A 22,358-nucleotide genomic window follows, 5' to 3' on the forward strand; every position below is an offset into this window, starting at 1 on the left:
ATTTCCCTACCCCTTTTACTTTATTTTGGATTTTTCTGCTAACATTTTTAGGATTTTCACATAGCGATCCGAAAGCGATTCAACATATCCCGTCTGAAGCATAGATGGATCATAGGTAAAAACGACATGGATACCTTCCGAAGTTTCTGCTACCTGAAGAACTAACGGACTTCCTGCCATTTCTGGCTCAACTGACCGTTTGACTTCACGATTCCAAACAGCTGACTGAGCTTTGAACGGGATCGTCTGGTTAACAAAAAGTGTCGGCCATTCCATGTGTGTCGTCGCTTGCCAGTGCTCTGACGGATACAACGCGAGCATTTGCATGCGGTCACGTACTTGCTTCGTTTGATCCAATAATTGTGAAAACGAACTGATGGTCTGCATATCGATAGTGAGCGGTACGATATTGTCAAAGTTGCCTAGCGTTTGTTCCAGCACACCTTGCGTCCGATTCGTCGTCACTACTCCAAGCGTCAAACTAGGCAATTGGGTGACCTGTCGAAGCAACAACAGGTAGGAGGCAAGCAAGATGTCTCCCAGCTCCTGATTGGAATGAGCAGCTACATGCAGCAAATCGGCGTGACCTGTCGGGTCGATATACTGCTCGACTTGTCGCTTCGCTACCCCTCCCGTACCAAATGGTTGAGCAGAGTCTGGATTTGCTGCTGTCAACCACTCGTGACGCTGGGCCTCGAGATGTCCGTAATAAAGCATTTTTTTCTGCCAAACGGCGAATGCTTCGTAGCGAGGTTGTTCATCCTCAGCTGGTTCATGCCCCTCTGCAATCGTTTGATACAGAGCCTCCCATTCTTCCAGGAGAAGTCCGAGACCTCGCCAATCACTAAAGGAGCTGTGAAGACTTCCAATCAACCGATAGCGATCAGCAGCCAGCTTTATCCATTCAAATCGAACCAAACTTCCTGCTTTGTCCTCAAACGGCCTCTTCTGCTCGGCAATCAATCGTTCTCGCAACCATACCGTTGCCTCTGCCTCGCTTTTCTCCTGTAAATCACAAAGCGCAAGCGGAATCGGTTCGGAATAGCCTTGGGTCGACAGCAGAGGAAATCGTCGCACAAGAGCTTGCCATGCTTGCTGCATATACGACAGTTCGATTCTGCTCCGAAGCTCGATGTCAAAACATCTGACAGCCACAATCCCATCTTCTTGTTCCTGCTTCAGCAAACGTTCCTGAACAAAGGAATAGATGGGCGTTGTTTCCGAATGAAACTCGCCTAGAATCGGCTTAGGTCTTTCTGCGGCTGATTTCCCGTCAGTCAAAAGTAGGTACGGGGCATCTGTCAGTTGCAGATCACGTCCTGTCCCGTCTGCAAAAGAAACGGGGATGCCGCACGCTATCAGTGTGTCGATCCGTTCGGTCAGATTCGCTACCCGATCCTCGATTTGGTAAACGCCAGAACCACTTTTCATGAGCTCTCGTTGTTCTTCTGAGTGCTCCATTCGAGGCTCGACTAACTGGATGCTACTCTCTCTCGCTTTGCCCAGTGTGATAATACTGGCTTGCGATTGCCGATCCAGATATTTCTCGTGAACTCGATAGCCCAGGAATGTAAAGAACGACAGTGCCTTTTCTGCATCTGGTGTAAGCAGCCGGACAGCAGATCGCTGATCGCTGCTTTGCCATTCGTCATGCGTCATGTTCTCGCTCTCTACAAGTTCAACCAGGCCAACCGTTTCCAGAAAGAGAAAGGCAACGAGTCTATGATTGAAAAGTACCGCTGGCTTAGGAGCGCTGACCAAATCGTATTTGAAGCCAGAATCAACTAACCTTTTCAAAAATTGATCAATATTGGAAATTGAAAAGCATAGATGGTACGGACCCGTCCCCTTTTCTTCCAACAAACGAACGCAAGGTGACGTTTCATCGACAGGAGCGATTAGCTCGATTGGCACACATCCTGGTTTCATGCACATGGAGAGATACACATTTTGTTTTGGATCATGCAGGGAATCACTTGCATCAAATCCGAGAGTGCCATACATGATTTGAGCCGGACCCAGTTCTGGAACTGCAACTCCAACATGATGAAGGCGGTTCATCACGCCCTCTTTTTCTGTTTGGTGATGGACGATGTCAACATCATCCACTCGCTGTTTTGGATGCTTCAGAAGTGTTGCGAGAACACGCATATAGTTGTCAGCGAAGCCTTCCATTGTCTCCGCTTTAAACAACTGGGTATCGTATTCAAGCACGCACCTGAATTGATCAGTGAGTGGCGTAATATCCAGCTTAAAGTCAAGTTTCGATGTCTTCGATTCATGTGGAACCTCTTCAAATTGCACGTCGCCCACTGTAAATTGCACTTCTTGCTCCCGCTGGTTATGGAAGATCAGCATCGTATCAAACAATGGATTTTGCATTTGCTGGATGCCTGCGGCGCTACGAGCAACAATCTCTTCAAACGGATACTCCTGATGTTCGTAGGCTAGTAGCAGACTGCGCTGAACCTCTTGTACAAAATCGGTATACACAAGATCGGCACGAGGACGATTTCGTATCGGAAGGAAGTTGATAAAGACGCCGACGATTCGCTCCAAATCGGGATGGTTTCGTCCAGCTACCAGTGAACCGACAACGAAATCTTCCTGAGACGTGTATTTCATCAACAATACGTAATAAGCTGACATCAAAACTGCATGGACAGTCACTTCGTTCTGCTTGGCAAATGCATGCAAATCAACGTACGTAGAATCAGTAAGGAAGAACGTATGGTGATCCCCCTGGAATGTCTTAACAGAAGGACGCGGGTAATCCAGCGGAAAAGACATGAGCGGGACTCGGTCGCTGAAAGTATCCATCCAGTATTTTTCCTGCTGATTCCACTGCTTGCTACCCCGCTTCTGCCACTGCCAGTCGGCGTAGTCCTTGTATTGAATGGGCAGTGTAGGCAGCTCTTCACCCACATACAATTTAGCGAAGTCTTCCATTAACACATTCAGTGAAATGCCATCCAAAATAATATGATGAGAGTTGAACAGCAGATAATGCTGAGTGGCTGTGACCTCGACTAGGCAAACCTGAAGGAGGGGTGCTTTCGTCAAATCAAAAGATTGCCGAAAGTCTTCCATCAGTTCGTCCAATGTCCTACCGTCGCTATGACTGGTTTTGATCTCAAATGGCACTTGGTCGCTGATGTACTGATACACTTCTCCATCCTGTACCGCAAACGAAGTACGGAATGCTTCATGCCTTTGGATGATTTCCTTAAATACACTTTTCACTCGACTTACATCCAGATGACCGTTTACCGCGATTACACCCGACATGTTGTAGCTGGTGCTTTCTCCTTCTATTCCATGCATCACGAAAATTCGTTTCTGTGAAGAAGAAGCCCTGTATCTCTCGGCTTTACTTACGCGATCAATCGGCGCGTAGGATATCGGCTGTCTACCCCTGATGCGGTCAGCTAATTGTCGAATGGTCGGGTTCTGGAATACATCCTTGATCGTGATGTCTGTTTTTCTCTCTTTTTGCAATCTGGTCACGAGTTGAGCGACCTTCAGCGAGTGGCCTCCTAGCGAGAAAAAATGATCATGCACGCTTATTTTTTCGACTACCAAAAGCTCTCGCCAAATTTGTGCCAATTGCTGCTCAAGTTCATCTGCCGGGGCCTCTTCCTTTCCCGTGCGATACTGCGTGTAATCCAGACGTTGTAAGGCAGTCTTGTCTACTTTTCCACTCTGCGTCCGAGGTAAGGCATCTAGATGGACGAAAAAGGCAGGTAGCATGTAGTCAGGCAAATAAGTCAGCACTGCTTCGCGAAGAACATGTTCCTCAATCGGATGCATCGCGGCCAAGCATGCAACCAGATAAGGATCGCGTTTTGACTCCTGAATGGCCACTACCGCTGCTTCCCTGACACCAGGCTGACGGCGCAGGACAGCTTCAATTTCCTCCAATTCAACGCGGTTGCCGCGAATCTTGATCTGAAAATCCTTGCGGCCAAAATATTGCAGATGCCCTTCATCCGTCCAGCAAGCCAAGTCTCCTGTACGATAAAGCCTGCCATACGGGGTCAGTATATAGGACGCTCTGGTTTTTTCCTCGTCAGCGATGTATCCTTCCGTTACACCCATCCCGCCTACGTACATTTCCCCTATTACCCCTTTGGGCAATAGATGAAAATCTTGGTCCAGAAGAAAGACACGAACGTTGTAACTTGGATGTCCAATCGGAAGCGGGTTTTCAAAAGGCCCTTGTCTCGGTACACAATACCCAGATGCCGAGATACTATTTTCCGTTGGGCCATACAAGTTGTACATCTGCGCTTGAGGCAGCAAGGCTGCATGTCGTTCCACTAAGGAAGAAGACAGCATCTCTCCTGTACACAATACTTTTTGTATCGAATCCATCGAGCCATCAGCCACGTGGTCAAGCAAAGCGTGATACATCGTAGGGACGACGAGTATCACGTTTGCCTGTTGGCCCTCGATGGCAGCCGCGAGCTTTTGCGGGGACTTGTTTTCATGTCGCTGCAACAAGCAAAGGGTACCGCCGCTGATCAGTGTGCAGAAAATCTCGACAACCGATGCGTCAAAAGTCAATGTGGCGATCTGCAACGTTCTCGTCTGCTCTCCGAACCCGACAAATTCAATGTGCCACCAAAGAGCGTTGATTAATTGATCATGCTTTACACGCACACCTTTTGGCGTACCTGTCGAACCAGAAGTAAAGATGGCATACGCAGTACTTGAAGGTGCCGCTCTTCGCTGTGGTGTTTGCGTTAACTCCTGTGCCCAACATGCTGGTTCATCCAGACGAAACACCTTTGTTTGCAAATCAGCGACGAGTTCCAGATAGCTGCCCTCTGTCACAATTAGAATAGGCTGAATCTGGCTTACGATCTGTTCGATTCGCGCTTTCGGCAAGTCTGGATCAAGTGGGACATAGTAACACCCAGCTTTGAGGATAGCCAGCAGTGCAGCAATCATTTCAGGGGAACGATCACACATGATAACTATCGGTCGGCCTGCATCTGTCACCTCCTTTTGCAGAGCCCAAGACAGGCGATTCGCTTGCTCTTGTAACTCCTTGTAGGTCACTGTCTGCTTTCCTTGGACAAGCGCAACTGCATCCGGTGTTTTTTCTGCCGCTTGATCAATCAACTCGTGCACACAGTAGTTACTCGGAACTGGCACGACTTTCATCTGTTCCTCAATCATCTCGTGCCGCTCACGATCACTGAGCAGAGTAAGGTCACGAATCTCTTGATCCGGATCAGCCGCAATCTGCTCGAGAAGGCTCTGATAATGAAGCGCCAGACGTTCGATTTCCTTCGCTTGAAACTTCCATGCCTGGTAGTTGATATGGACTGTCCATTCATCACCTGGTGTTACTTCCAGCACCATTGGATAATCGGTTGTTTCATGCGAAGTGATATTCTCCAGCTCGAAGTCAAGTTCCAATCCGGCCAGCGTCTTGTCGATGGGATAGTTTTGGAAAACGAACAAACTGTGCGCCAAAGGTGTTTGTGCGTCCATCTCTGAGCAGTTTTTCAACTCAACTGCTGGCACGTACAAATGTGGGGCCATCTGGTGCTGTTCTTCCATCATGACACCCAGCAGATCTTTGACTGTAGTCGTTTCTGTCCGTTTGACCCGGAGCGGATACGTCTTGATGAAGAGGCCGACGATTTCCTCTACTCCTGTGAGATGGGCAGGACGTCCGGCGTACGCCACTTCAAAAAGAGCATCACGCGTATCGCTGTATTTTTGCAGCAAAATACCCCATGCGGCTTGCAGCACTGTGCTGATTGTCACGCGGTAACGCTTGGATGTTTCCTCCAATGTCTCCGTAAGCGTTTGGCTGAGCCGAAGATGATAAGAAGAATACCGCCGCTCTTCGTTACGATCCCGCATATATGGAAGCGGTGTAGGCGAGCTAATTCCTTGTAAGGAATCTTTCCAATACGATAACGATTGTTCTTTCGATGCTTCTTTCAGAAAACGCAGATACTCCTTGTATTTCGCTTTCTGTTTAATCGCAGGGGACAGGCCCGAGCATAATTGTCCATATGCTGTAAATATCTCTCTTAGGAGAATACCGGAACTCCATCCGTCCATGAGAATGTGATGAAATGACCATATGACTTCATAACGATACAACTCCATCCGTACTACTTGAATGCGAATGGTATTGCCCAACTCAAGCGTGAAGGGTGTTTGTTTGTCCTGTAACAACAAGACAGACAGTTTTCTTTCCCTCGCTGCAGATGGTAACTCGGTCCAATCGAAATAAGGAATCTCCAATGTCTTTTGCTTGAGAATCAGCTGGACAGGGGCTTGAAGCCCCTCCCAGCGAAAAACCGTACGAAGCATTTCATTGGCCTCAAACGCCATCGTAACTGCCTGCGTAAACAACTCCAGCTGAAACTTGCCACGAAGGGTTAGCCGATGCTGTTCGAAATACAGATTGGAATCCTTTTGGAGTCGGTAGTAAAACAGCATGCCCTCCTGCGTTGGACTTAACGGCAAAATGTCAGCTATATTGTTTTTGTCGATCTTGTTCATCACAATTTTCTCTCCTGACTCCCTTACCGAACAGCTTCACTCGGCAGGTTCTCCACGATCTCCCCATCTGCATCCACGTACGGCAATCCATTGTGTTTGAACACATGGTCGAGACAATACATCTCTCCCTGCTTGTAGTCCAAAATCATCAGGTCTTCTGACCGGGTTGGGATTAATTCCTTCAACCGCTCTGGAAGATAGTCTGGTCCAACCGCTTGATGCCATTTCAAAACAATTTTTTCAGGGAGCTCAGCTGTCGGATAAAAACCACAAATCTCTAATTTTCCAAAATCGTGTGAAGTAAGAAGTACCCCTTTTTTCTCTAGTCCTCCCAAATTACGTTTGGACTCGGCCACATTCCGGAACGCCTCGTCAAGTGGAATGGCATACTGCTCGACTCCTCTGACTGGCATAAACACTGTCAAATAATACGAAATGATTCGATTATCGAGAAACTTGCGCTGCAAGTCGATCAAGGTCTCGACAGAATCGTTTACTCCGCGAATGATGGCAGGCTGTCCACGAATCTGTACACCGACGGACAGCAGCGCTTGCGTTGCTTGGATCGAAACGTCGCTTATTTCCCCGGGATGGTTGAACTGAGAAATCACACTTACCTGCTTGCCAGGCGTCTGTCTTACTTGATCAAAGAACGCTAGCAGCTCTCCGTCGAGAAAACGAGCGGGATCATAGGCCAGAGCCTTGGTGGCAAAGCGAACGAGTCGAATACTCTTCACACTCAATAGAGCGCTAATCAGCTTGATTAAGTCAGAGCTTTTACGGAAGGAAGCCGGATCTCCGCCAGTAAAGAGAACATTATCGATATACGGATGAGCTTCCAAATACTGCACTGCCCTTTCTGCTTTTTCCATGATATTGGTGTATCCAATATCCTCGTGGCGAATTTCGTTCACTTTATAGCAGAACTGGCAGTTAGCAATACAAAAGTCGTCGATGTGAAGCAACAATGTCTTTTTGTACTTGTGTTGCAGGAAAGCTGTTTCATCCTGACGGTATGACTTGTTACCATACGGATCAAAGCGGCCTTTATAGGGTTTCTCTCCCGGTGGCGGAAGTACGATATTGATCATCTGTGTACGATAAGGCTCTGATTGACTCGCAATCAACTCGGCATAATAGCGAGTCACCTTAAATGGCATATAAGACTGCTCCAGTAACGCACTGCGTACTTCCTTCTCTGCTTCTGTAAAGCCGACAATTGTTGCGAATTCCTCAAATCCTTTTTTTCCCATTAACACCTTAACACTCAATGTAATCCCTCCCGTCATTCTTAAACACTCGTCGTTTTGCTTTCTCAGAACACTCGGTCAAGCATATGATTCGCTTGTTAACCAAACAGCAAATCCAGTTCTTTTTGTGTCAACTCCACATCTTCAAAATCCGATGGAGTAAATTCAGGGATCTCCTGAAGGCAGCAATGGTCAATGAGCTGCTCTAATTCATGGAAAAACAACGCAAGCAATTTCTCGATGGTCTCCTCGCGATACTTTCGCAAGCTGTACGTAACAGAAACCTGAAGTTCTCCTTGACGAATGAGAGCAGCCACGTCAAGCAGTGCTGTCAAATGATTACCCACTCCGGCATCAACCGCCAAGTTTCCTCCCATTAGAACCAGATCATCACTCAATTGATTATCAACGGTTCCCAGATAATTGAATCGAACATGGGACTTTTCCTCTGCCGCGAGCAGATGAGGCTTAAACCAGCCAAATCCAAGACCGCCCATCGGAATCTGACGTAATTTCTCCTTTACTGCTTTTAGGTGATCAGTCCGATTGGATGGATTCGTTTCGAACAGAACAGGATACATGCTGGTAAACCAGCCTACTGTCCTGGTTACATTCATCGCATGAATGGAAGACTCACGCCCATGCGACTCCATTACCAGTAAGAGACGCTCCCTCTCAAACACATCACACAATGTCCGGGTAAGTGCTGCAACCAATAGGTCTTGGGGACCCGTGTTGAACATTCGGTTGGCCGTTGTCAACAGTCGCGACGTTATCTCGGCTGAAAGTGTGCGTGTAGATGTAGCGCTGTATTCTACCAAGTCTTCGCCAAAATCGTAATCTGTTGGAAGTTTGTCTTCCGGGATGGAAAACATGTCCCAATATGCTTTTTCTTTGATTGCCTGATCCGACTGGTAAAAGGCGGAGACTTCCTTGATCCACGCTTGCATCGAATGTGTTTTATCCGGCAAGACAATCGGCTCATTCCGTTTCAGACTGGCCAAGGCGCTCATCAAATCTTCCAGGAGAATCCTCCAGGAGACACCGTCTACAACAAGATGATGGGCCGTCAAAAACAATCGCTGAGGTCGATCGGGACCTAATTCAAAGAGACAACCGGTAAACAGCAAAGATTCTTCCAGCTTGAAGCTAACAGCGCAATCTCTCATCGCCTCTAGCATCCTACTCTCCTGTTCTTCTTGCGGTAAGGAAGAAAGGTCGACGCAAGACACTGACACTCGGCTGGTAAGATGGCGCTCATTGTAAAAGAGCTTCTCCTCTTTTACAGAGTAATTGAGTCGCAAACAATCGTGATGGTTAACCAGTGCAGAAAGACTTACTTCAAACTCCTCCAGCGTTACTTTTTCTTTGCTTTCAAGGAGCAACGACTGGTTCCAATGATCAACATTGCGGAACTGTTGTGACAAAAACCAAGAAACGATAGGAGATGACGGTAACTCGCCAGTACACGGCTCTTGTGAGATCTGTTCCACTCCCCAGCTCCAGTCACTTCTCGATTTTAGTTCTGCAATTGTGTCATAAATCAAGATGTCTCTTACCGGAATCTTGATTCCCCGCTGATGCAATCGATAGGAAACCTGAATCGCCTTGATCGAATCTCCCCCTAGTTGAGAAAACGGGTCATGTAGACCAAATGGCGAACGACCAAGCACGTCCTCGTACACTTCAACCAATAGCTTGTCAAACTCGTCACGAGGACTGGTTTCATCCTCCGCACCTTTTCTCTCAATGACAGGTTCGGGAAGCTGTTTTCGATCTACCTTGCCATTTGAGGTCAGCGGAAACTGTTCAAGCTGCACGATTTGCGAAGGGATCATGTATGCGGGCAATCGACTTGCCAGTTCTTCACGGAGCTCTTTTTCCCGGAAAGATGTTTCCGTGATCAAATAAGCACAAAGGTACTTACGCCCCCACGCATCCATTCGATCGATCACCACTGCCTCACGCACAGAAGAATGGCCAAGTAGCTGCTGTTCAATTTCCCCCAATTCAATGCGGTAACCATGAATCTTCACCTGATAGTCAGCCCGTCCCAGATACTCCATGACTCCATTTGGCCGATAGCGAACCAGATCGCCAGTCTTGTACATCACTTTACCTGGCTGAAACGGATCGGGTAGGAAACGCTCTTGAGTCAATTCCTCGCGGTTAAGATACCCCTGTGCCACACTATCTCCCGAGATAAATAGCTCTCCTGTCGATCCGATCGGGATTGGTTTCCCATATGAATCCAAAATGTAGAGCTGTACGTTGCTGATCGGATGTCCAATCGGCACAGAACCCTCGACATCGCTCTCTGGATCGTATTGATAGATCATGCAACCGACTACTGTCTCAGTAGGGCCATACTCATTGAGAATTTCGATTTGTCCGTTCCATTTCGCATGAATCGCCTCAGCCAGACTCACCTTCAAGTCCTCGCCGCCTACTATCACTCTTTTTACCGTAGTAGAACGCAAATCGATTTCTTGCAGCAAAAACAGATGCGCAGGTGTCAGCTTTACAACATGGGAACGTCCGTCGCTAAAGATGCGAGATAACACAAACTCTGAATCGGAGTGCGGATAGATCACCATCCGATTTCCCTTTACCAACGGGCAAAAAATGGACGTAACCGTCAAATCAAATGCCAGTGAGGAATAAAAAGCAAACGCTTCTTCAGGACAGGAGAGATATCGGTCTTTCGCCCACGAAATATAGTTGACTAACCCTCGATGAGTGACCATGACCCCCTTCGGATTTCCGGTAGAGCCTGAAGTATAAATGACATAGGCCAAATCCTCTGGCTGATTAACCGATTCCAGGCTTGCCCCATCATTGAGATACAGGGACGAATCACCGAGTTCCAGGATTTCTTTGGACCACGAAATATTCTCTGTCCGCGAGGTGTGACGAAGCAACAGGTCCGCTCCAGAATCAGACAGCAGGTATTCGATGCGCTGAGAAGGGAGTTGAGGGTCAATCGGAAGGTAAGCCCCGCCTGCTTTTAGCACGGCCAACAGTCCGATGATCATCTCTGGAGAATGCTCTGCCAGCAGCGCAGCAATTACACCAGGGCCAACTCCTCGCGTTCGCAACGACTGAGCGAGTCGATTCACTTGATCCTGTACTTCCTGAAATGTCAGCATGCGCCCCTCTGACTCCAATGCAACTCCCTGTGGCGAGCGTTTTACTTGCTCTTCAAACAACTGAACAACCGTCTTCTCTCTGGAATAGGAAGCCGCAGTATCGTTCCAGGTTTTGAGTTGTAGTGCCAACTCTTCGTCAGCAAGGAAGTTCAGATTGGACAGCGGGACTTCTGGATTCGAGATCATCTGATTGAGCAGCCTTACGAGATGATCCACTATTCGATCAACATCATTTTCCGTGTACTCAGCGATCTTATAATCCAATTCCAGAGTCAATTGTTCATCTGTAGCCCATTCCCTGATAATTACTTGGAGCGAATACAACTGGTGACCATTGTAAAACTCCTCATTCGTCACGGAGTGCCCGCCAAGGGTGAAGGGCAGCTGCGTGCTGTAATAATTTACACAAATCTGAAACAGGCTGTCATAGCCATGTTTCTTCAATTCCAACTCTTGAGCCAGCAAATCGTAGGGATATTTCTGATGAAAAAAACAGGAAGTGAGTTCCCTGTTAACATATTTGACATAATCGAAAGCATCCATTTCCATCGGAACTGCCAAACGAAATGGCATGGTGCTTGTGAACATCCCGAATATTTTGCGCTCCACTTTTCCTGAACGGTTTAACAACGGTGTACCAATCACGATTTCTTCTTGCCTCGTACAACGCTGAAGGTAAAGACTGACGAGAGCCACAAACATGGAATTTAGGGAGCATTTCATCTGGTTTGCAAACTCGCGTATTCTTGTAGAATCTTCACGGTTGAATGCATAGACTTTGCGCTTGCCTTCGGTTGTATCTGTTGCCTTTTGTAAGGTCGTAATCACGGGTAAGCTCTGAAACTTGTCCCGCCAGTATCGCTTGTCCTTTTCAAATCTCTCAGACTGAGAATAGGCATGCTCCCTGTCGACAAAAGCTTGATAAGCGTGTTCTTCTCCTACATGAACGGTACCGCCTGCCAACAACGTGTCATAATAGTGAGCAATTTGTTCTGTCATGATTGAGATGGACCAACCATCAGCAATCAAATGGTGAAACTTTACAAAATACCCCGCTTCTTCGTCACTCAGTTGAATCAGACAAAAGTAGAACAGAGGCTCCCGTCCGATCGAAAACGGCTTTGCAAACAAATCCTGCAGGAATTGTCTGCACCGATCAGGGGCATTCGGTTCCTGTCTGAAATCAAACACCTGCAATGGCTGCGGTTCGTACTCTCCAACAAACTGAAGGACTGTCTCTTCTTCCTGATAGTTGAGTCGCAAAGCATCGTTCTTTTGAATGAACAGGTGAATGGCCGCTTCCAGTACATCCAGTTTCACTTTTCCTTGAACCCGCACCATCCCCCCTAGCGTATGGACAGGAAGCTGTGGATGTAATTTTTCCGTATACCAGATACGCTTTTGTGGATGACTTAAAGGATATCCGTCCTTCCATTGCTTCTTATCCTGATGCAATGCATTTCCCCCCTTTCGGAATTGTGCAGATGTAATCACAATTCGGATATGGCAAAAAATCTAATTGATTACAAATACTTCCATCCCAACTATATCGATGACTCTTCTAAAGTGTCAAATGAATTTTCCATTAAATGTTATTTCTGAAAATTAGGTGAATTCAACCTCTTTTTTCCTTTTTCTAGCGCTTCATAGAATGGAAAAAATTTTGTGCACACTATTGATTTTGGCTGTCTTTTCACGTAGGATAAAATGTAATATATTGGTAAAATCAAGCCCCTGGAAGGATGAATGTGATTAGATGTCTGTGACACTTCGAGAAGTAACCTTGGAAAACTGGGAAGAGTGTATTGAACTGGAACCTACACCCGAACAGAGTGAGTTTGTTGCCCCGAACCTTTACTCCATCGCTGAAGCAAAATTTCAAACTACATTTGTCCCTTTGGCCATCTACCATGATGACACGATGGTTGGCTTTGTCATGTATGGACTTGACCCCGACGATAGCAACTACTGGATTTACAGACTCTTAGTTGATGCTAAGTATCAACGTCAAGGCTACGGACGTGCTGCGATTTCGCAAGTCATTGATATACTGAAGGCAAAAGACGATTGTCAAAAAATTGTCATTGGTTATGCCCCAGCCAATGTCGCTGCCGAAAACCTTTACGCTTCACTCGGATTTCAAAAAAATGGCATGGTCCTGTTTGGCGAGACTATTGCAGAATTGAACTTTTAAACTAGCTATTTTCGCTCCCCAAAAATGAAACAGCGGCGACCTAAGACCTGAAAATCCAGTCTTAGAATCGCCGCTGTTTGAATTGTTTTTTATTTTTCCGTAAATTAAAAAACACACCTTCCATGTGTCTGTAAACATCATGGTTAGTGTGTATTCGTTTTAGATATGGTGCCGGTGAAGGGACTTGAACCCCCACGGTTTCCCTCACGATTTTGAGTCGCGCGCGTCTGCCATTCCGCCACACCGGCATGTAAAACTATGAATAAAATAGCACATCATCAATAGAAAATCAATGGTGGGGAGAGACGGATTCGAACCGCCGAACCCGGAGGGAGCAGATTTACAGTCTGCCGTGTTTAGCCACTTCACTATCTCCCCACAGTATGTGCTGTCTATCTTCTGCGTCTACTCACTTCAACCAGAAGCGACATTTATTAATTTACCATGAACTTTGTTTGACGTCAATATATTTATTTGGCTTGACTCTCTTTTTTCTCCAAGATTTCCTGTGCCCACTCGTGAAAGACGCGCAGTGCTTCGTCCACTTCTTGAAATGTTGCTTCTCCCTCACAGGAGTATTCCGGGAAGTCTAGTATGCGGTTTTTACGAATCTTCACTTGCTCTTCTTCGCATTTTATCTCCAAGAAGTAGGGAACGGATTCATCTATCCCATAACTATTTTCTAAAAACTCGTAGGTACGTACCCACTCCAGAATTCGAACTTCCGAAGCTTTTAACCGAAGCACCTGCTCCAAGGACATAATGGTTTCATTCCCGTAGTAATACATGTTATTCAGCCCTTCTGCATGAAAATGGACGGAGCCGTGACTCCGCCCTGTTATTGATGTGATAGATTAGATCGAGGAAAGCAGCTCTCTCAGTTCTTTGACAATCACTTGCTGATAGCCAGTGCCTTCTCCATACTGCTCGAGCATTTCGGCACGTGCCACTTTGATCTTGTCTTCATAATCTGGTGCATTTCGGTCCGGGTTTTGCTGTTTAAACGCCGTCATGACAGCTTGGACATGCTTCGGTCGTGGTCCCCATTTTGCCAGAACATGTCCACCCGTGTCCGCGAAAATAACAACAGGGATCGCCCGACCGCCCATCGTGAGAAACTCATCCATGAGATCGAGGTGTTCTTCCATCACCATAATTTCCACTGGCATGTCTGTTTCTTTCAAGGCATGCAATACGACTGGCAAGTTGCGAACGACGTCGCCACACCATTCCGCAGCCAAAATCAAGCATCTGAGGTCATCACGATGCTGGAGAGAGGCAAAAAACGCACGCTCTTGTTCATCCTCCCATGAAAATGCATCCGACCAGTTTTGGTATGTATCCTGACTTTTTGTCATGCTTTCCACAAACGATTGTGGCTTGAGCCCCGTACGGAATTTATGTGCTACGTTTGCCCCCATCTTTTCTCCTCCTCGTATGTAATGAATCTAGTCTTGCTTTTCAGACTCTCCCTCATTTGCTTCTTTCTCTTGCTTTGCCAACTCCATCATTTTTTGTAACAAAATATGTTGCGGCATGTGCATGAGACGCTCTAAAGGTACCTGAAGTGCTTCGGCCAGCTTAACAGCCGTATCAGGTGATATTTGTAATGGTCGCATGTATTTCCACTCCTTCCGCTTGCTTTCATCAGTCCCTTCAGTATAATACACGGCTGTTAAACCTGCCAGCTTGGTATCTTGAGGCTCATCAGTTATCCCTTCCAACCGCAGTGACCTGCGAAGGATACTGGAAAAGCCTATCCAGCAGTTCTTGTTCCAGCTTGTGCCAAAGTCGGAATCGCTCTGGAACGAGCCGAGTCCAAGTCATCGCGATCTGTTCCCAATGCTCCATGCGACGATTGTGCTTGACGAGCCAGCTATCTAAAAAATTCGTTGAAGCCAAATGTCCGTAGCAGAGCTGTGCCAGCACCGCTTGCCACTCTGTCTTTGGCAGCGAATGATGAGCCTGAGCATATGCCTCGGAGCGAGGGTACTGGCAGACAGGTAACGTATTCATAGCTCGCCGACTCCAACAAGGAAATTTGCTGCTCGAGTAATTCACGTACGTATACTGGAAAAGCTCCCTGCTCTTCCTGATACTGACTCCATAATCCTTGGCAATCTGCAATCGCTTTGGAAGGTGAGAGCATCGGAACGTCCTCAACTGGGGGAAGAGGCTCAAACTGTCGATGAAAATGGGCTAATAGCTCCCCCATAGCCTTTGCTTCACGAAGTGGCAATTCCCCTGGGTGATAGCTGCGCCGGAAAGCCTTTCCCTCGCAGTTCTTGGCTGAGTGTTAGACCAAGTAAGCATCTCCTCGTAGCGAGTTTGTAAGCGCCATTTTGCATAAATACGTTTTACATAATAACGTTGACTGCTTGTCCAAACGGAAAAAGCTTTCTTCCCACAAGCCATATGCAATGCGTTCGATACGCTCAACGTCTAATTGATAATGGTTTTTTAAAGCTTCTCTCACCCGATCCGTAGGCAATTCCTCCTCCGATTTCTTTTGTTTAGGTCTCACTTCTACATGCAAATCGGCTTTTCCTCGCTTTTCACGCCAAAAAAGATAGTCCCTTTTGAATGAAAGTGAAGGGACTATCTCCCGTGAACCGTAAACTGCACTTCGAAAAGGACGAACTATGGCTTTTGTTTAGTCAAGATGCATGGTACACCAAAGCCGATCGCGCCGGGCTGGGACATCTGTTCCAGATATGCCAACCCTCGTGCACATTGCTGCTTGCATACTTGACATGTATGGGACGTTACGATTTTCAGCTGTACTTGATTGGGGTGCTGTCGCGAATTCTTCTTCTTTATCTTTTTGCCCTTGGCCATCCGCTTTCCTCCCTTTGCCCTGGATCACTCCAGTCTATGAAGGAGAACACCCCCGCTCTTTAGGCAAGCATACAAAATCATGATAGTCACCTGCAAAATGGGCCTTGTCATTCGTGTTAACAAATAGAAAAAGCCGCCGGAGAATTCTCTCCAAGCGACTTATGAGCAGTCCCTATGGCTTTGGACTTAACAACTGGCGCAGTTCCAGCTCCAGTGTAGAGGCATCAACCATGCCGATTATCTTCTTTCGTACAATCCCATCTGCGTCAATCAAGTACGTAGTGGGGAACGCCATCACCTTGTAACGGTTCGACACGGTTCCAGCAACGTCCATCGGTATCGGAAATGTCAGCTTGTAATTGGTGACAAAGGCCATGGCTGCTTCAGGACTGTCATTACTCGTGACGTTCACGCCATACAGATCAACCTGCCCGCCGTATTTTTCATAGACTTTTTGTAAATCAGGCGCCTCCAGCTTGCATGGTCCACACCAGGAAGCCCAAAAGTTCAAGACTAATGGTTTCGTCCTTTTTCCTTCTACCTTGTACGTCTGCTGATCCAATCCTGTCAGTGTAAAATGAGGAGCCGCAAAGCCAACTTCCGGTTTTTGAACCTCTGCTACGATTGCGGCCGTTTCTTGAGGCTTTTCCCAAACAGCAAGTCCGACCCCCAATAATACGAGCACCGCGAGCAACAGCTTTTTCATTTTGTCACCTCTGCCCTACTGAGTTAGAATCCCGTAAAGCCTCCGTACATTTGAATGAGCACGCGTGTAATATCCGTCAGTTTATCTGTATACAGAAGAATACCAAACAAAATCATAATGGCTCCTCCGATTTTCATAAACAGGTCGGAATACTTCACTATCGCGTTCACCTTACTGATGAAGAACGTCATGACAAAAAATGGAATGGCGAAACCGAGTGTATACGCCAATGTGTAAGCCAGAGCGCTTGATGGATTGGAAACGCCCATGACGATAATGCCAGAAAGAATCGGTCCCACACAAGGTGTCCATCCAGCTGCATACGTCATTCCCACCAGTATGGACCCAGTATACCCCAATGGTCTCGATTTTAAATCGATTTTAAAAGAACGCATCATCCAATCCATTTTAAACACGCCAAGCATAACCAAACCAATGACAGCAAGCAAAATACCGCCCAGTTGACGAATTAAGTCCTGTTGATCGGTAAACAAGCTTCCGATCCAAGATGTAGACAGCCCGAGTGCAACGAAAATGATCGAAAACCCGACAATGAAGAAAAAGGTATGCAAGAAGGCTTGCTTGCGAAAAACCGCTCTCCCTTTCTTCACTTCATCTACCGTAACCCCAGTTATGTAAGACAAAAAGGACGGATAAAGCGGCAGGCAGCAAGGGGAAATAAACGAAAGGAAACCTGCTGCAAAAGCCAAAAACACAGTAATATCGCCAGTCATATGTAACCTCCGGTGGGTATTTTATCCACTATCTTCTCATTGTATCGAATCTTTTCCCCCTTCAACAGTAGCAATGACACTTTGTCTTAAATCCGTGACAATTTACTTTACATAATATTCATTATGTCTTAAAACTCGGCACAAAAATTAACAATTGGATGGATAAATCTGGTCCACTTTAGAAAACAGATCAGATTTGTGACAAATGTGACATGTACCTGTCAGGATCGAAAGCGTGCAAGTATTTCTTCCTCCTGAGCGCAAAGCAGCTCATTCAGATCACCTTCACGTGCGATTTTGATATAGGTTTCAAACTGCGCAGGATAATCACCAGACTGTGGTTTTTGGAAGTACAGATGAAGACACCTCCCTTTTGGAATGAGACGAATACTTCCATTGTACACAAAAAAAGAGGCGGATGTACTCCGCCCCTTCCCTGCTATTCTTTTCTTACTGGATAGTGACTTTGCCGCCATCTTGAAGCAGTGTTTGCCCTTTTACCACGATCTTATCGCCGGCAGACAAGCCTGTCAAAATTTCGATCTGATCACTGGAGGATTTGCCTGTAGTGACCTCGACTTGCTTTGCAATGTCACCTTCCAGCTTGAATACATACTGCTTACCATCGCGATCAAATACTGCACCGCGCGTCACAACGATCGATGTTGCTCCACTTTCCCCAACCGATGGGAAGGTTACATTCACAACCATATCGGACTTCAGCTCATTGGATGGGTTTGGAATCGTAATCTCAACTGGATATGCCTTGAGATTTGTATCCATTACTGGACTCATCGCCGTTACTTTGGCATCAATCGTTTTTCCAGTCGATTGTACGTTTACTTTTACGGTAGTTCCTACTTTTACTTTTGTGATATCTGCTTCTGACAAATTCGCTTTTACCAGAAGTGGGTTCGTGTTCACAACAACCACAACCGGCTGCTGACCTGCCATTTGACCAACTGCGCCGTTTACGCTGGAAATATATCCGTTAATCGGAGACGTCACAGTCGCATTCGCTAATTGCTCACGAGCATTTTGTAGGCTTACTTGTGCTTGCTGTACAGAGGCTTCGGAAACTTGCACACTTGTTTTTTGTCCTGCAGATTGCACACCCTGCTGCGCGTTATCATAAGAGGTCTGTGCCGTTGTCAATTGGGAATTTGCCTGTTCCATCTGCTGAGCGGAAATCGCTCCTTGTGAAAAGAGCTGTTGCATCCGCTGCTGGTTTACTTTTGCATCCTGAAGGGCAGTTTCTGCCTGCTTCAGGCTATTTTTTGCTTGGACCAAACCTTGATCAGAGCTGCTGCCTGCTTGGTTTAAGCTCGCTTTTGATACGTTGTAGGCTGCTTCTGCTTGTTTAACACCGTTCACCAGATCTTTCTCATCGAGCTTGAACAATACTTGACCTTTTGTCACGTATTGGCCCAGTTTCACTGGCAGGGAAGAAATTTTCCCACCCATTTTCGGGGAAACTTGCACTTCCTCACTCGGCGCCAGCTTTGCCGTGAGACCAGAATCTGATACCACTGTGCCCGTTGCAACAGTTTCCACCTGTACAGGGGTTGCCGCTGCCACTGTTTCCGTAGGCGGCGTTTCCGCTTGCGGGCTGGAGCACCCTGCCACTAGCGAGATGGCTAGCAATGCCAAAATGACGGGTTTTTTACTTAGTTTCATGTATGTCCCTCCTCTTCCCACAAACGTCTTACGATTCCAAAGCGGGATTAATTTTCTTTTGTTTCTTTTCTAGTTTCTTTTCGAGTTTCAACTGGCGCTTCAAGCGTCTCTTTTTCCCTAAATCATCAAACCAAGAAGCAACGACAGGAACCAGAACCAGCGTAATCAGTGTAGAGAATCCGAGACCGAAAATAACCGTTACGGCCATTGGTGCATTCGTCTCAGAACCGGCACCGCCAGAGAATGCGAGCGGTCCAATCGCCAGAATGGTGGTGAGTGTCGTCATCAAAATCGGACGAAGACGAATCGGTCCGGCATGCAGGATCGCATCATACAGCTCCATACCTTTTGCGCGCAATTGGTTTACGTAGTCGATCAATACAATCGCGTTGTTCACGACCAGACCGATCAACAGAATGTACCCAATCAAAACCCCAACGCTGATCGTTGTGCCTGTCGCCAATAGTCCAAGCAGAACGCCTGTAACGGTCGGTGGCACGGAGAACATGATGATAAACGGGGTGTAGAACGATTCAAACTGCGCTGCCATTACCATGTAAAGCAATACAACTGACAGTACAATCGCGAGAGCAAGGCTACTGAATGATTCCATCATTTCTTCACTTTGCCCGCCAAAATCGACTTTGTAACCATCTGGGAGATTCAGCTTCGAGATTTTCTCTTGCACTTCCCGTGTGACAGAGCTCAGGTCACGTCCTGCCAAATCACTCGTTACTTGAACTTCACGGCTTGAGTTGGCACGGTTAATCGATACAGGCACATCTATCTTACTGATAGTCGCAACCGAGGTAAGTGCGATCTGTGCTCCTCCTGGAGCGGAAATTCGCATATTGTTCAAGAAGTTGATATCTTCCTGATACTCTTTCGGCAGCTTGAGGTTGACGTCAATCTCATCATCACCCGTTCGATAGTACGTTACCGTTTGACCTTGGAAGGAAGTGCGAACACTGGAGAGAATTTGTCCGGTCGTCAATCCGTACAAGCTCGCTTTCTCCGCATTGATCTTCACTTCCAGCTCTTGTCTTGATTCTTCCAAGCTGGTTGTTACGTTACTCGTACCTGGTACCTTCTCAATTTCACCTTTAATGATATCACTAATATCTTTCAATACGTCTAAATCATCCCCACTAACCTTCAGTTGGATTGGGGAACCAGTAGACATACCAGCTGGTGCGCTTACCTTAATTTCAGGTCCAGCAATATGCTTCAGCTTTTCCTGGAGATCCATCACAACTTCATTGGAGGAACGTGTGCGCTGATCAAGATCTACCAGCATCAGGCTGATCGTTCCCTGATTGGATGACAACGTGCTCGCTATCGGTGATGCATTACTACCAACCGAAGTCGCTACAATTTTCTTCTCCGGAACCGTGTTGACAATTTCTTCTACTTGTCTGGTTACCTTTTCTGTTTCAGCCAGAACGGTACCATTTGGCATTTTGATGGAGATGTTTACTTGCCCTTGGTCCATGGCCGGGATAAACTCTGCCCCGATCAATGGAGTCAATGCGAGAGAGCCCACCATCATAACGACCGAAGAAATCATGACTGTTTTACGATGGCCCAAAGACCATTTTAACAATCCTTGGTAACCTTTTTCTACTTTGCTAAATCCAATGTTGAACCAAGTAACTGGATTGATTCCACGATAGTTCTCATGATGCGTATGCGACGGAATTTTGTTCAAAATTCTCGAACTCAGCATCGGCACGAGCAAAATCGAGAATACAAGCGCCGCAATATGCGAGTAAACAACCGTCAATGCAAGTGGTCCAAACAACTCAGAAGCAATACCTTCTGTGAGAGCAATCGGCAAGAATACGCAGATTTGCGCCAAAGCCGAAGCCATAACTGCCGTACCTACTTCCTTGGAACCATCCAAGGCGGCTTCCATCATGCCTTTTCCCTGTTCTCGGTGACGGAAAACATTCTCGAGCATAACAACCGCAAAGTCAATCAATGATCCCAATCCCAATGTCAAACCGGAGAGGGAAATCAGGTTGATCGTCTGTCCAGTCATGTACATCAGCAAGAACGTAGCAACGATCGATACTGGAAGAACGATGACCGCAATTACCATGGATCGCAAGCTGCCCAAGAAGAAGAACAGCAAGATCATACCGATACCGCCACCCAACAGGGCATGTTCAGCAGTGGTGTAAACGGAATCCTTAATGTAGATGGATGTATCCAGGGTCGTAATGATTTCTACGCCTTCTGGCAGCTCGCTTTTGATTTTCTCCAGCTCAGCTTTTACATCATCTGCTACCTCAATGGTGTTTCCGCCAGAAGCTTTTGTCACTTTAATACCCAAGCTAGGTGTTCCATTTACGTAACTCATTTGCGTTATATCTTGATGCGTGTCTTTTACTTCGGCAATATCGCTGAGCCTAATGGAGTTTCCTCCGACAGAGATTGGTGTCAGCGCGATTTGTTCGACATCGGCAAACTCACCTTGTACACGGATGTTGAGCTTGGCGTCACCCTCGCGTACCGCTCCACCGGAACCTGACAAGTTGCTGGTCTGTAGAGCTTGTTGAACTTGGTCAAGTGACAGTCCATACGCCGCTAGTTTGGCTGGGTCGACTGTAACATCGATGATCCGGCTTTGTCCGCCGCTGATGGAAGCAGATGCAACCCCATCAATACGCTCCAGGCGTGATTGGATCATATTCTCTGCCATCTTTTTCAATTTGTTGATATCTTGCTCACCCGTCACCGCAAATTCAATGATCGGTGTACTGTTCGGGTCAATACGCAATACGCGTGGCGCTCTGGCTGAGTCAGGCAAAGAGCCACGAACCTGATCTACCTTCTCCCGCATGTCGAGAGTCGCCTGATCAAGGTCTGTCCCCCAGTTAAACATGAGAATAACCTGCGAAGCGCCTTCCATCGATACCGATTGTATACTATCTAAATCGGATACCGTTGCAAGTGCGTCCTCAATCGGTTTCGTTACCAGTTTTTCTACCTCACTCGGAGATCCGCCGTCAACGGATGTAACCACGACAGCAACCGGGAAGTTAAGATCCGGCATGAGATCAATCGACAAGCGAGGCAGTGAAACGAAACCAAAAATCATCATGGCCAGAGTCAACATAATCATGGTGACCGGGCGTTTAATCGATAGTTCAGAAAGATTCAATCCACTCACCTCTTCTTTATATATCTGCTAATTTTTTGTGAGTAATAGTTCGCATAACGAAATGAACAAGGGAACCTCGTAGTAGCATTTCGTTTAACGAAATATCAAGGGAT

14 protein-coding genes and 2 tRNA genes are annotated in these 22,358 nt (G+C 46.8%); 1 reads left to right on the forward strand and 15 read right to left on the reverse strand.

The window, feature by feature from the left end; translation table 11 throughout:
• Nucleotides 1-15: 15 nt before the first annotated feature.
• From edeN to edeP, 3 genes are all read right to left on the reverse strand, one after another.
• Nucleotides 16-6,531 carry an edeine non-ribosomal peptide synthetase EdeN gene (gene edeN / locus ACFVS2_RS05765; protein WP_390232074.1) on the reverse strand — a complete coding sequence of 2,172 codons (6,516 nt, stop codon included), beginning with the start codon at nucleotides 6,529-6,531 and terminating at the stop codon, nucleotides 16-18.
• Nucleotides 6,532-6,554: 23 nt separating this feature from the next.
• Nucleotides 6,555-7,802 (reverse strand): lysine 2,3-aminomutase, encoded by a 1,248-nt coding sequence (locus ACFVS2_RS05770; protein ID WP_390232077.1) that lies wholly within the window; start codon nucleotides 7,800-7,802, stop codon nucleotides 6,555-6,557.
• 77 nt (nucleotides 7,803-7,879) lie between these two features.
• Nucleotides 7,880-12,385, reverse strand: a complete 4,506-nt coding sequence (edeP, locus tag ACFVS2_RS05775) for an edeine non-ribosomal peptide synthetase EdeP (protein ID WP_390232080.1) — start codon at nucleotides 12,383-12,385, stop codon at nucleotides 7,880-7,882.
• Between the two features lie 301 nt (nucleotides 12,386-12,686).
• Between edeP and edeQ the strand changes: the two genes are divergently transcribed.
• Nucleotides 12,687-13,124, forward strand: a complete 438-nt coding sequence (gene edeQ, locus ACFVS2_RS05780; RefSeq protein WP_173619499.1) for an edeine self-resistance N-acetyltransferase EdeQ — start codon at nucleotides 12,687-12,689, stop codon at nucleotides 13,122-13,124.
• 166 nt (nucleotides 13,125-13,290) lie between these two features.
• Here the strand turns inward: edeQ and ACFVS2_RS05785 are convergent.
• From ACFVS2_RS05785 to ACFVS2_RS05840, 12 genes are all read right to left on the reverse strand, one after another.
• Nucleotides 13,291-13,372, reverse strand: a tRNA-Leu gene (locus ACFVS2_RS05785).
• 45 nt (nucleotides 13,373-13,417) lie between these two features.
• Nucleotides 13,418-13,502, reverse strand: a tRNA-Tyr gene (locus tag ACFVS2_RS05790).
• A gap of 92 nt (nucleotides 13,503-13,594) precedes the next feature.
• Entirely contained in the window at nucleotides 13,595-13,912 is a 318-nt protein-coding gene (locus ACFVS2_RS05795; protein ID WP_173619500.1) for a hypothetical protein, read from the reverse strand.
• A 66-nt stretch (nucleotides 13,913-13,978) separates the two neighbouring features.
• Nucleotides 13,979-14,545 carry a thioredoxin family protein gene (locus ACFVS2_RS05800; RefSeq protein ID WP_390232084.1) on the reverse strand — a complete coding sequence of 189 codons (567 nt, stop codon included), beginning with the start codon at nucleotides 14,543-14,545 and terminating at the stop codon, nucleotides 13,979-13,981.
• A 27-nt stretch (nucleotides 14,546-14,572) separates the two neighbouring features.
• The gene (locus ACFVS2_RS05805) at nucleotides 14,573-14,743 is read right to left on the reverse strand and encodes a YycC family protein (protein WP_173619502.1); all 171 of its coding nucleotides are present in this window, start codon (nucleotides 14,741-14,743) and stop codon (nucleotides 14,573-14,575) included.
• Between the two features lie 88 nt (nucleotides 14,744-14,831).
• Nucleotides 14,832-15,140, reverse strand: coding sequence for a hypothetical protein (locus tag ACFVS2_RS05810; protein ID WP_390232086.1), 309 nt, complete (start codon nucleotides 15,138-15,140; stop codon nucleotides 14,832-14,834).
• Between the two features lie 280 nt (nucleotides 15,141-15,420).
• Complete coding sequence (locus ACFVS2_RS05815; RefSeq protein WP_390232088.1) at nucleotides 15,421-15,660, reverse strand: hypothetical protein; 240 nt, start codon at nucleotides 15,658-15,660, stop codon at nucleotides 15,421-15,423.
• Between the two features lie 104 nt (nucleotides 15,661-15,764).
• A complete protein-coding gene (locus ACFVS2_RS05820; protein ID WP_173619504.1) occupies nucleotides 15,765-15,962 on the reverse strand; it encodes a hypothetical protein in 198 nt (65 codons plus the stop codon).
• 172 nt (nucleotides 15,963-16,134) lie between these two features.
• Complete coding sequence (locus ACFVS2_RS05825; protein WP_173619505.1) at nucleotides 16,135-16,668, reverse strand: TlpA family protein disulfide reductase; 534 nt, start codon at nucleotides 16,666-16,668, stop codon at nucleotides 16,135-16,137.
• 23 nt (nucleotides 16,669-16,691) lie between these two features.
• Nucleotides 16,692-17,402, reverse strand: a complete 711-nt coding sequence (locus tag ACFVS2_RS05830; protein ID WP_007727213.1) for a cytochrome c biogenesis CcdA family protein — start codon at nucleotides 17,400-17,402, stop codon at nucleotides 16,692-16,694.
• Between the two features lie 450 nt (nucleotides 17,403-17,852).
• Nucleotides 17,853-19,079 (reverse strand): efflux RND transporter periplasmic adaptor subunit, encoded by a 1,227-nt coding sequence (locus ACFVS2_RS05835; RefSeq protein ID WP_390232091.1) that lies wholly within the window; start codon nucleotides 19,077-19,079, stop codon nucleotides 17,853-17,855.
• Between the two features lie 28 nt (nucleotides 19,080-19,107).
• A complete protein-coding gene (locus tag ACFVS2_RS05840; protein ID WP_173619508.1) occupies nucleotides 19,108-22,245 on the reverse strand; it encodes an efflux RND transporter permease subunit in 3,138 nt (1,045 codons plus the stop codon).
• Nucleotides 22,246-22,358 lie beyond the last annotated feature (113 nt).

The sequence above is a fragment of the Brevibacillus sp. NPDC058079 genome (genome assembly GCF_042885155.1).
Taxonomy (GTDB): domain Bacteria; phylum Bacillota; class Bacilli; order Brevibacillales; family Brevibacillaceae; genus Brevibacillus.